The 12,216-nt window shown below is 59.9% G+C and carries 10 protein-coding genes; all 10 read right to left on the bottom strand.

The features are described 5' to 3' along the window. Window positions 1–31: 31 nt before the first annotated feature. Window positions 32–499, bottom strand: a complete 468-nt coding sequence (locus EC86_RS0122155; RefSeq protein ID WP_029528024.1) for a VOC family protein — start codon at window positions 497–499, stop codon at window positions 32–34. Between the two features lie 129 nt (window positions 500–628). Further along, complete coding sequence (locus tag EC86_RS0122160) at window positions 629–2,104, bottom strand: MFS transporter (RefSeq protein WP_198026877.1); 1,476 nt, start codon at window positions 2,102–2,104, stop codon at window positions 629–631. 42 nt (window positions 2,105–2,146) lie between these two features. Then, window positions 2,147–3,355, bottom strand: a complete 1,209-nt coding sequence (locus EC86_RS0122165) for an ABC transporter substrate-binding protein (protein ID WP_084181674.1) — start codon at window positions 3,353–3,355, stop codon at window positions 2,147–2,149. Then, a complete protein-coding gene (locus tag EC86_RS0122170) occupies window positions 3,352–3,873 on the bottom strand; it encodes an MMPL family transporter (protein WP_029528027.1) in 522 nt (173 codons plus the stop codon). Before EC86_RS0122170 ends, EC86_RS0122165 begins: the two co-directional genes overlap by 4 nt. A 6-nt stretch (window positions 3,874–3,879) precedes the next feature. Continuing rightward, entirely contained in the window at window positions 3,880–5,226 is a 1,347-nt protein-coding gene (locus tag EC86_RS0122175) for an MFS transporter (protein WP_198026878.1), read from the bottom strand. 49 nt (window positions 5,227–5,275) lie between these two features. Beyond that, window positions 5,276–7,693 carry an efflux RND transporter permease subunit gene (locus EC86_RS0122180; RefSeq protein WP_051676308.1) on the bottom strand — a complete coding sequence of 806 codons (2,418 nt, stop codon included), beginning with the start codon at window positions 7,691–7,693 and terminating at the stop codon, window positions 5,276–5,278. Between the two features lie 52 nt (window positions 7,694–7,745). Further along, window positions 7,746–8,852 carry a WD40/YVTN/BNR-like repeat-containing protein gene (locus EC86_RS0122185; RefSeq protein WP_029528030.1) on the bottom strand — a complete coding sequence of 369 codons (1,107 nt, stop codon included), beginning with the start codon at window positions 8,850–8,852 and terminating at the stop codon, window positions 7,746–7,748. Window positions 8,853–8,883: 31 nt separating this feature from the next. After that, entirely contained in the window at window positions 8,884–10,248 is a 1,365-nt protein-coding gene (locus tag EC86_RS0122190) for a DUF1329 domain-containing protein (protein WP_029528031.1), read from the bottom strand. A gap of 11 nt (window positions 10,249–10,259) precedes the next feature. After that, window positions 10,260–10,505: a hypothetical protein gene (locus EC86_RS0122195; RefSeq protein WP_156955448.1), complete on the bottom strand. Its 246-nt coding sequence runs from the start codon at window positions 10,503–10,505 to the stop codon at window positions 10,260–10,262. An 11-nt stretch (window positions 10,506–10,516) separates the two neighbouring features. Continuing rightward, window positions 10,517–12,196, bottom strand: coding sequence for a DUF1302 domain-containing protein (locus EC86_RS0122200; protein WP_051676270.1), 1,680 nt, complete (start codon window positions 12,194–12,196; stop codon window positions 10,517–10,519). Window positions 12,197–12,216: the final 20 nt, after the last annotated feature.

A 12,216-nucleotide genomic window follows, 5' to 3' on the forward strand; every position in this document is an offset into this window, starting at 1 on the left:
GTCCACAAACATTGCGCAGGCTGAAAACTAGTTACTCCTTCATGTATTCAATGACTTCCAGCACATTGCCAAACGGATCCTTGAAAGTCAGGATTTTGAATTTGCCGCCGGTTGGAGCGATGACCACTTGTGGTTCACACAGGAAAACAATGTCGCCACGCAGTTTCAGTTTTTCATAGATGGCATCGGTGCTGTCCACGGAAAAGGCCATGCGGTTGATGCCTGCATGGTTCAGGGGTGCAGAGGGGCCTGGAGCTACAACCGTCTTGGGCGAAACGAATTCGATCAGATCGATGACGGTAGCGTTTTCCTTATTCTTGCCGACCAGGTGATCGGCGTGAATTTCGATCTCTTGGCCAGGAAAGCCGAGCACTGCGCCGGGTGCTTTCTCGTTTCTTAGTGCGCCGATGGATTCAAGCTCCAAAACGCCACAATAGAACTCAAGTGCTGCTTCGATGTCAGCAACGGTGATGCATACGTGAAATAAGCGGTTAATCATGGTTTTCCTTCAATGGGTGGTAAGACAAAATATTTAATGGTGTTAATCGATGCAAAAATTTTTAAAATAATCTAACTGGCTGATCTTTGAAATTTCCCTTCTTCAAACTATGTCCACAATATCGTGACACTACGCCTGCAGCGGCTCAGGGGCGGAATGAGTCTCCGGTTGAGCAATTCGCTGCGAAGGAATTTCCTTGATGAGCAGAAAAGCGCCCAAGGCCACAATACTGGGCGCCGCCATACAAACCAATATCAACGGAACACTCATTCCAGCGGCAAGCATCACGCCAGCAATTGCAGGGCCAATAATCGGGCCAACCCGGCCGATGGCATAGATCACTCCCATCGCGCTTGAACGAAAACTCATCGGATACAGCGACCCTGCATAGGGAAGCAACAGGCATGTGGCGCCCATTGCCGCAAATCCCGCAAAGAACATGCAGATCAAGGCAGCAACCGGGTTCTGGACCATGCCTATCAGTGATATGGACACAAACAGAATGGGCATGTAAATAGCGAACACTTTTTTGTAGCCCATCCTGTCGGACATCCATCCGGCCAGCGGCGTGGAGATGAAATTGCTGCTGGAGAATACTAGGATGAAAGTGATCCCCGTTGCCAAGGTAAACCCTCGCTGAACCATTAACTGGGCAATCCAGGTCGTCAGGGTCACTGCGATCATCATGAGGCAGAGCAGTGCTATACCCAAAAACAGCGTGTTGCGCGCATATTCGCCCTGAAACAGACGGACAAGAGGCACCTTCGACGCTGGAGGTTCAGCCAAAACATACTCGTCGTCGGCATGTGAGATGAACGTTGGGTCTACCTTCAGTAATATCTTGCGAATACTGTCTTTTTTGCCCTTTTTCACCAAAATGGACATCGATTCAGGCAGCCACAGGTGGGCGATTGGAACCAGAATGATGCAAAAGACGGTTCCGATCAATATCGTTCTCCATCCAGCGGTGGATAGAAAAGCAATGGATAGCAGCGCAGACAGTAAAACGCCAACTGTGATACCCATATAGGACGCGCCGGAAACGACGGCCTTCCTATTGCCCGGCGTATATTCGAAAACCAGCGCCACCGCAATCGGAACGATTCCGGCGAGACCGAAACCGGCGATGAATCGGTATATGGCGAAATCGACGAATCCCTGAGCCAGGCCGCAGGCTGCGGTGAAAAGGGTGAAGATGGTAATGCCGATGAGCATCATCCGCTTGCGGCCAATTGAATCGGCCGCCACGCCAAAGAGGATGGCACCGCCCACGGCTCCTATATGCCCAATGCTCGCCAGGATTCCCGCCTCGGCCGGACCCATGTTCATGTCCTTCATGAGCGATGGGAGTAACGTACCGAACAGTGCGCTGTCGAGACCGTCAAACACAATTGCAAGAAAGCAGATCACTGCCACGTTCAAGCTAAACGAATTGAATTTGCTATCGTCAATCAGTTTGGTCACGTTTACTTGACGCTTGGCGGATATTGGCGTGTCGCTTAAATTAACCACGATCTGTATCTCTCCTAAATATTTCAAACATATGGAATATGCATAGCTGTCAAGCTTCACGCGAAACTGATAGCCTCGATCTGGATGCGACAAGCTGTCGCCTGAGATCGAGCGCTCGCAGGCGCAGCGGTGTGGCTAACGGCGGAAATGTCCGTCCTTCGTGACGATCGTCATCTCCACGAAGCGCGAGCCGCGTCGGTCTTTGGGGCTGAACTGCACTCTGTATCCTCCTGCGTCAATGACACGTGACTCCATTGCCGAGATCAGGCATCGCCGGACGAGATCGGAGGTGCAGCGGCGTAGCCCTTCGGAGATGAGTTGTGCGTAGACGTAACCTTCCAGCAGCGGGTAGGTCGGCCGCGCGCTTGCCGGCGCAGCAGACAGGCGCCGCTGCAGTTCGGTGACGAGCGGGATGGTTCCCGCACTGGGATGTGGTAACACTTGAGCAACCACGACACCGGCGAGTTCAGGTCCCGCAAGCTGAGCGCCTGCTTCGCTTGTCACGTAAATCTGAGGTGCGCACCCGATACGCCGAGCGGCGCGGATCACAGGAAGCGCATTGCTAGCGTTCAGTGCCAGCACAAGCGCCTGTGGTCGATTCCGGCAAGCGGCTTTGACAGCTTGAGTGAGCTCTGCTGGCGACGATTCACTGCGCATGGTAAGCAGTGCCTGAGGCCGAATGGCCAGTCGCATGAGCTCGAACTGCACGCCCTCAAGACCGGCGCGCCCCAGCGCGTCGTCCTGGGCAAGTACGGCGATCTCGGTCAGTCCGATGGTGTCGAGATGCAGCACCATGGCGCTGGTCTCGTCGCGAATGCCAGCACGGAGATTGAAGACGTTTTGCCTGGGCGGCTCACGCAGACTCTCGGCTCCGCTCGCCACACCAATCACCGGCAGATACATCCGTTCTGCTATCGGCAACACCGCCTCGATCGCCGGCATCCCGTGCATGCCCGTCAGGGCCAAGATACCCGCGTTGGCCAGCTCCTGCGCGTTGGACGTTGCGCGCACGGGATCACCCGCATCGTCTTTGACTAGCAGTTCTACCGCTCGGCCGCCGATTCCCCCATTGGCATTCAGGTGTGCAAACCCGAGCCGCAGCCCCTGCTCCAGCCCTGCGCCGTACGTTCCCATGCTGCCTGTCAGCGGCGCTGTCATGCCGATCAATATCTTGCGCCCGGCGCTGGGTTCGGCAGACTGGGCCGAGGTGGTGCCGATCGCCAGGAGAACGGCCAAGGCCAGCTGCTGAAGGATGTTGATTCGAGTGACTGCTCTCATATCGATACCTGTAAGAATAAGAATGTGCGAAAACCGATAAGAGAAAGGGCGATCGGGAATGATCATGCAGCCTGGGCCGCGGCATTGATCTGCTCGGCAACCAAGCCTTCACGAGCGCCGGGCAGCAGAAAATGCGCCAGGGCCGGCATCAGCACCAGCGCCCCGATCATGTTTAAAAGGAACATGAACGCCAGCAGCAGACCCATGTCGGCCTGGAACTTGATGCTGGAGAAATGCCAGGTCACGACCGCCGCAGCCAGAGTCACGCCGGTCAGCAGCACCACCCGGCCAGTGAACTGCATGGCGGTGGCATAGGCCTCTTTCAGGGTGGCGCCTTCGCGCATGCGCGCCAGGGTCGAGACCTTTACGCCCATGCCCAGGCCCACCATCAGCGCCCGCCAGGAGCGAAAGGTGATGAAGCACAGCAGCGCCAACGCCCCGTACACCATGAACAGCATCTTGTAACAGGCCTTGCGCACCACGATGTTGGTGGTGGCGTTGATCCCGTCCGAGCCGTCCGCCAGCAGGATAGTGGCGTCCTTGTCGTTGTTATTCCTGGCAAGGCCCTTGACTTGGTGAATCATGCTGAATTACTTTGCGTCAATAGCCACTACACATGGCAAGGGCTCAGTGGTCCGAGATGTCTTCTGATCAGAAAGTGACTGTGAAGGAGCCTCCTTGACCAGCAGAAGAGCAGCCAGGGCCACAAGGCTCGGAACCGCCATGAGAGAGAAAATGACCGGAACACTCATTTCCGCCGCAAGCATGAAACCGACTAAGGCAGGGCCGATGATCGGACCGATCCGACCTATGGCATAAATCACCCCCATCGCGGTGGATCGGAAACTCATCGGATACAGCGCTCCTGAGTAGGGAAGCAACAGGCATATGGCACCCAACACCGCGAATCCAGCGAAAAACATGCAGATGAAGGCGGCAATCGAACCCGGCACGATCCCTATCAGCGATATGGAGACAAACAAAATGGGCATGTAGAGCGTGAACACTTTTTTGTAGCCCACTCTGTCGGCCATCCATCCGGCAAATGGGGTGGAGATTAAATTGCTCGCTGAGAAGACGAGAATAAAAGTAATGCCTGTGGCCAACGTAAACCCTCGCTGAACCATCAAGTGCGCAACCCAGGTCATCAGGGTGACCGCGACCATCTGGAGGCAATGCGACGCTACACCCAAAAGAACCGTGTTGCGTGCGTACTCGCCTTGAAACAGACGTTTAAGAGGCACCTTCAAGGCAGGTGGCTCGTTCAAAACGTAGTCGTCGTTGACGTCGGAAATAAACTTTGGGTCCACTTGCAGCAATATCTTGCGGATACTGTCTTTCCTACCCTTTTTCACCAAAATGGACATCGATTCGGGCAGCCAGAGAAGCGCGACAGGGACCAGGCATATGCAAATGAATGTTCCGATCAAAATCGCTCTCCATCCAACGGCAGAGAGTAAAGCGATGGACAGCAGCGCAGAAAGCAAAACACCGATCGAGAGTCCAATATAGGACATGCTGGAAACCATGGCTTTTCTCTTGCCAGGCGTATATTCGAAGACCAGCGCCACGGCAATCGGAACAATTCCGGCCAAACCAAAACCGGCGATGAACCTGTAAATGGCGAAATCAATGAACCCCTGCGACAGGCCACAGGCCGCAGAGAAAACGGTGAAGAGGGTTATGCCAATGAGCAACATTTGCTTGCGGCCAATTGAGTCGGCCGCAATGCCAAAGACGATGGCGCCACCCACAGCCCCTACATGTCCAATGCTCGCCAGGATGCCCGCCTCGACCGGGCCCAGTTTCATGTCTTTCATGATGGCCGGGAGCAACGTGCCGAACAGTGCGCTGTCGAGACCGTCGAACACAATCGCCAGAAAGCAGATCACCGCCACGGTGATGGGTAGTGATTTGCGTGTGCTGTTGTCGATCAACCTGGTGACGTCCACTTGACGTGAGCCGGCAATTGACGCACTTCCAGCATTACTTCGCATAACTATCCCCACTGATCATTGGCGCGGTGACCGAGACTTTATGGGCGCCAGGCAACAGAAACCGCGCCAGAGCCGGCACCAGCACCAGCGCCCCAATCATGTTCAACAGGAACATGAACGCCAGCAGCAGGCCCATGTCGGCTTGAAATTTGATGCTGGAGAAATGCCACGTCACGACCGCCGCGGCAAGAGTCACGCCAGTCAGCAGCACCACCCGGCCAGTGAACTGCATGGCGCTTGCATAGGCCTCTTTCAGGGTGGCGCCTTCGCGCATGCGCGCCAGAGTCACGCTCAGTACGTACAACGCGTAATCCACTCCGATGCCCACCCCAAGCGCAATTACCGGCAGGGTCGCGACCTTCACGCCGATGCCCAGGCCCACCATCAGCGCCTCGGCCAGAATCGTCGTGAGCATCAACGGCAGCATGGCCACCAGCACTGCCCGCCAGGAGCGAAAGGTGATGAGGCACAGCAGCGCCACAGCACCGTAGACCATGAACAGCATTTGGTACCAGGCCTTGCGCACCACGATGTTGGTGGTGGCGTCGATTCCGGCCGAGCCGGCCGCCAGCATGAACGTGACATCCTTGTCGTTGTTCTTGCGGGCAAAGCCCTCAACATGGTCCACCACCCGTTGCAGGGTTTCGGCGCGGTGATCGCGCAGGTAGGCGTACACCGTCAGCAGATTGCATTCTTCGTTGTACAGCTCACGCGGCGCACGGGCTGTGATGGTGTTGAGCATGTCCTGGTTGCGCAGCAACTCGTACCATAGCGGACTGCCCTCGTTCATGCCCACCAGCACGCGCCGCTGCAGCCGCGCCAGCGACTGGGTGGACTCCACGCCGGGCAGGTCCAGCAGCTCCCATTCAAGTTGGTCCACGCGGCGCAGCACCTCGTACTGGCTGCAGCCGCCTTCGGGCGTCTTGACCATGACGGCAAAAACATCGTTGCTGGCGCCGTAGTTCTTTGCCAGGAAGGCCACGTCGCGGTTGTAGCGCGAGTCAGCCCGCAGTTCCGGGGCGCCTGGGTTGAGGTCGCCGATCCTCAGCTGGGTGCTGACGGCAAAGCCCACCACCGCCAGAACAGCGGCCGCAGCGACTGCGACCGTAGCGCGCCAGCCCTCGGTGAAGCTGACCAGCACACGCCAGAAGGCGCTGGTCTGGCCGGCCGCCATGGCCGCCTCCTGGCGCACGGCACGCTCGCCGGCCTTTCGGCTCACCCCGACGTAGCTCAAGAGCACGGGCAGCAGGATCAGGTTGGAGAACACCAGCACCAGCACACCCAGACTGGCAGCGATGGCCAGTTCACGGATGACAGGGATGTCGATCACCAGCAGCACTGCGAAGCCCACGGCATCGGCCAGCAGCGCCGTGAGGCCGGCCACGAACAGACGCCTGAAGGTGTAGCGGGCCGCCACATAGCGGTGCGTCCCGCGCCCGATGTCTTGCAGGATGCCGTTCATCTTCTGAGCACCATGACTCACGCCGATGGCGAAGATGAGAAAAGGCACCAGCATGGAATACGGGTCCAGCGAATACCCCAGCAGCGGCAAAAGGCCCAATTGCCACACCACTCCGATCACTGAGGTGGTCACCACCAGCGCGGTGCTGATCACGTCGCGGTTGTACAGGTACACCATGGCAGCGCAGATGGCCAGCGCGATGAAGAAGAAGCCGATCACCTCACGCAGGCCATCCATCAGGTCGCCGGCCACCTTGGCAAAGCCGGTGATGTGGATGGACACCTCGTCGCCACTGTACTTGGAGCGCACTTGTTCCAGCTGTTCGGACAAGGCCGCGTAGTCCAGCGGCTTGCCTGCGGCGTCGCGGTCCAGCAGCGGCACATGGATCACGGTCGAGCTGCCATTGACTGCCACCAGCTGCCCGATCTCGCCCGAACGCTGCACGTTCAGGCGCAACTCCTCGAGCTTGGGCGCAGAGCCGTCATAGCGATCGGGGATGACCTGGCCGCCATCCAGGCCGTCTGCCGTTACCGCCGTCCAGCGGGTGTTGGGCGTCCACAGCGATTTCATGAACGGCCGGTCCACTCCAGGCAGCAACAACACCTCGTCACTGATCTTGCGCAGCGTCTCTATGTAGCGCGCGTCGTAGATGTTGCCCTTGCGGGCTTCCACCGCGATCCGCACCGAGTTGCCCAGCCCGGAGAGCTCCTTCTTGTGCGCCAGGTAGTTCGTGATGTACGGGTGACCGGCCGGAATGGTCTTCTCGAAACTGGCGTTGAGCTTCAGGCGCAGCGCACTGGCGCCGAGCACGATCGTCGCGAGCACGCACAGCAGCAGCACCAGGATGCGGTGATTGAACACTGCGCGTTCGAGCCGGGAGCCCGAGCGCGGGTCAAAATCTTCGAGCCGGCCGTGCGAGGTCTCGTTGGGGGTCACGGGAGTCATGTTGTTGTTCTCGTTAGAGCGGCGCGCCGCCTGAATCTGGAAATGGGTGTTGTCAGGCAAGCCGGGCAACACCGCCCAGGCTGGTGGCTACTAGGCCGCCGTCCGCAGCTTCGGTCAGCGATGTCAGCTGCTCGCGTCGCGGAGGCTGATGCTCGGTGAAGTGGGCACCGCCGTCATCGCTGACCATGATTCGCCCACCCTGCGCCAGCAGCATCACCCGGCCGTCACGCAGTTCGGTGCAAGACAGGATCGTGTAGAGCGCCGGCAAAACAACCGGGGTGACGGCTGCGCCGCCCGACTCGATGCGACAGGCACTGCCCAGCAGGCCGGCAAGCACAAAACCGCCATTGCGCGTGGCCGTGGCGACGAAGAAACTGCTCTTGAAAGGCGAAGCCAAGGGCTCGAAGCTGGCGCCGTCGTCACTGGAGCGCATCAGCACGCCCTGCTCTCCGGCAAGCACCCAGGTCTTACCGTGGCGGGCAACCGCGTAGAGGTGCATGCTTTGAGGATTGGGCAGGCGGTCCATGCACGAAACCCAGGTCTTGCCGCCGTCGCCGGTGGTGGCAGCCAGGCCGTAGGCGCCAACCACCATGCCGCGCTGGGCGTCAGCAAAGCAGATTGAGAGCAAGGGCTTGTCCGCGCCTTCGTCCATCAGGCGCTGGGCCTGCTGAATTTTGCGCTCGCGGCCGGCGGCAGTGTCAGGCATGCCCTTGGCCTGGTCCAGGGCTGCCTTGGCGAAGGCCATGCCGTCGGTCTGGAGTGCCCAGTTCTCACCACCGTCGATGGTGTGCAGCACCACACCGCCGTGGCCGGCCATCCAGCCCTGGCGGGCATCGGCGAAGCTGGCCGATGTCAGAGTTACGCTGACGGGTACGCGGGCCTGGCGCCACTGCTTGCCGCCGTCGTCGGACAGCACGACCAGGCCGCGCTCACCCATGGCCACCAGCCGGTCGCCGGCCCGCACCACCCGGGTCAGGATGGCGCGCGCCGCGCGGGCAGTCATGCCGGCCGGCTGGCCCAGCGGCCCGGGCAGGGCTGCCGCGGCGTGTGCTGCAGCGGGGGACAGCGCGGCTTGCAGACCCAGGCCCACGCCCACGCCCGCCAGCAGCATCTGCCGGCGGCGCGGCCCGGTTATGCCATTCTGTTTCATCGTGCTCATCAGGTGCATACCGTTTATGGGGCACACAGCTTCAACGCACGCCTTCGCCGGAAAGCGATTCGGGCGTGAAGATCCGGTCCGGTATCGAGGCCTTGAGGTCAATCTGCTTGTCGCGGGGCAGATAGGCGGATCCGAAGTAGCCGCCGCCAATCATGTCGTAGATGTGGTAGCCCGCCACGATTGGGCCCGTCGAGGGCATCGTCGTGACCAAGGTATGGGCCACTTTCCACAGCTGCCCCTGGGCGTCCCAGCGGTCACCCGCAACGGCGGTCCAAGTGTCCTCGTCCAGGTACAGGCGAACGCGCGGTACCACATGGCGCTGGCCCGGCTTGAGCTCGCCCTCCACCACCCACACCCGATGCAGCTCAAAGCGCATGAAGTCGGGGTTGATAGTTGATGGGGTCATCACTTGGTCGAGCGACGTCGCCTGGTGGTAGCTGTTCGTGTTGTACGGTACATACATCTCACGCTTGCCCACGATCTTCCAGTTGTAGCGGCCGATGGAGCTTTCGTACACATTGACTTCGTCGAAGTTCGCGATCCCACCAGCCACCGGACTGGGCACGTCGCAGCACGTCAGCGGCAGGCGGCGAACGCGCCGCTGCCCCGTCAGGTACACCCAGGTGCGGGATTTGGCTTCATCGATGTTGTTGCGCTGGATGAGGATCTCTCCGGCGCGGATCGGCGGGCCGGAGGTGTTGACACGGCGCAGCACCACGTCGGACCCTGCGGCTTCCCACTTCTCCAGGTTACTGTTCGAGTCGTAATACGGATACAGGCTTTCGCCCGTGACCTGCGAGACCGGGATCACCTTGCCCTCAGGGGTGACGCGCGCCAAGCTGGGCGACGTTCGGAATCCTGAGCTCGTCCATCGGAGCAGATGGTTCCAGAGGGCCTCTTCGCCGGTCTTCGGGATCGGGAACGGGATGCCGCCGTAGGCGCCTTTGGGGAAAGGACCGAGCTCGGCGCCGGGGTTCATCGTTGCCCGGGTTGCGTTCTTGGCGGTGTTGTCATACACCCATTGCGGCGCCGACGCGGTACGCCGGGTGGGGAACACGTGGATCTTGAAGCTCGGGTACTTCTTCAACAGGCCCATGCTGCCGTCGGTCAGCTTATCCGCATACTGCGCCGCGTTCTGCGGCGTGATAGTGAACAGCGGCTTGTCCTTGGCGAACAGGTCCGGAATCGAAGCGGAGGTATAGGAGGCATCGATCGAATGGCCACCCTCCCAAGGCGGAATCGATCCATCCTTGTTACCGGCACGCTCCCCACCCAGAGGGGTCAGCGTGGTTTTGAGTTTGGCCGCCTCTTCGGCGGAAACGGCGGCATGGGCCACAGGCACCGCCAAGGTTGCGCACGCCAAGGTCAGCAGAGTCAAGCGAGTGAATGTAATCATGTTGTTTCCTATTAGAAAGTGCGCCGCATGGCGAACAGGTCCCGAATCGACCCGAAGTTGTACAACGCGTCGACTGGAAACCAGCCTTCGCATGGCGGAATTGATGCATCCTTGTTGCTGGTACGCACTGCGTCCAGCGGTATGGATGCGGTCTTAAGTGTGACCGCCTCTTCGGCTGACACGGCCGGCTGAACTTCTGGCGCAGACAGCGTGGCGTAGGCTAAGTCCATCAGACACAAGGGAGTAAATGAGGGCATGTTGTTCTCAATCAAAAACTGCGCCGTACCGACAGGGAAACGAAATTCCGGTCTTTCAAGGTCTGCGCGTAGGTGTTCGTGCCATTGAGGGCGGGGTTGGTAGACGAAAACGCGCCTGTGTTTTCCTTGCCGTAGTAGTGGGTGTAGCCCAACGAGAAATCCCAGACAGTCAGGTAGTTGCCGGTCAGCGTCAGGGTAACGTCCCCGCCCTTGTCGGGCCCGAACACCACCACCGGCGACTTGCCGCTGTTGTAACCCACTGAAATAGACGGCGTGAGGTCCAGGCCGTCCATCACGTTGCGCTGCGGCGCAGCGAATGCCATACGCACAGCGGCCGCGCTGCGGTCTGTACCTGGGTCCAAGGCTCCTTTGGAGCGGAATGCGTTGGCCGCTGTAGGCGTGCAGTTGCGGGTACAACTGGTCAGCTGGTTGTAGGCCACCTCCATGGTGAGGCTGGGTTCGTTGGACAGGAAGAACCGCGGCATGGTCCAGATCATCGACAAATTGACGTGAGCCGTATTACCGATGGCGTAGAACGGGTGATCGTTGTTGTCCGCCACCCCGGTTACGGCTTGCGGGTTGCTGGTAAGCGGCGTGCCGCGGCGCGCCGAGACTTCGGCAGCGTAGTTGATGGCACCCACGGTGGTGGTGGCGCTGAGGCCGAAGGCTTTGATGCCCTCCGGGAAGAGTAACTGGTACTGCCCCAGCCCGGCACCAACGATGCCGGTCGGCAATGGCGCTCGGCTATAAGCTACGGGCGTCTTGGCGTGGTAGCGGGTCGCATAGGCGCCAAGGTCGAATTCTCCCAGGTTCGTGCGCAGGCCCAGGCCGAACTGTCCACTGTCTTTCGCATTGATGTCGGCTCCGTGCGCCAAGCCGTTGCCCGGCACACCGGGTACGACCCGTATCCTCTCAGCGCCAGCGCCCACGTGGTCCACCACTGAAAAGTAGCTGCCGACTGCGGGCAGGCGGGTGCTCTTCCAATCGTATTGGTAGTAGCCCATCAAGGTCAGAGCCGGCGACAGCTGAACCTGGCCCGAGAGTTGCCCCACCGGCATGATGATTTCCTTAGTGGTCGATCCCGGCACTGATGTGGCCTTGATCGCATCCACCGGCGACTGGGTTCCGGCAATGGCGTTGGCGCCGAAGAACAGGCTCTCGCCCCAGAGCACCGTGTGCCGGCCCAGGCGGCCGCTCACGCGTGCAGTGCCGACGTCGGTTGCGCCAAAAACAAAGGCATCCAGCACCTCGGCCTTGCGTCCGTGCAGATTGCGCGTGGCATCGGTGAATTCGTTGTACGGCACCGACAGCGAGTTGTTGGTGGCTCTGGAGTCGTTGGCATTGGACCGGTTGTAGACCGCGTCATACCAGCCCGCCGCGCTGACACGCAGGCCAAAATCCTTGCGGTAGACCAGGTCCAGTTCGGACAACAGGTCGATTCGGTTGGAGATGAGGCGGCCCCGCTTGAAGTTGCGGTCGCCGTCGTCGGCGCTGAGCGCACTAGGGCCAGTGGCACCACCCGTTGGAGGCGGGGCGAATCCGGTAAGGGTAGTTGAAGGACTCTTGACGCGGGCGCCAAGAGAATACTTGACCGTGTTGTCCCAGCGCAGTTGGAAGTCGGGGTTGCTCATTTCGATGGGCGCTGCAAGCGAGCAGGTGGCCGCAGCTACCAGGCTGGTGGCGACGGCCACGGATCGAAGCCGTTGGCGAG

The sequence above is a fragment of the Polaromonas glacialis genome, from assembly GCF_000709345.1.
Lineage (GTDB): Bacteria > Pseudomonadota > Gammaproteobacteria > Burkholderiales > Burkholderiaceae_C > Polaromonas > Polaromonas glacialis.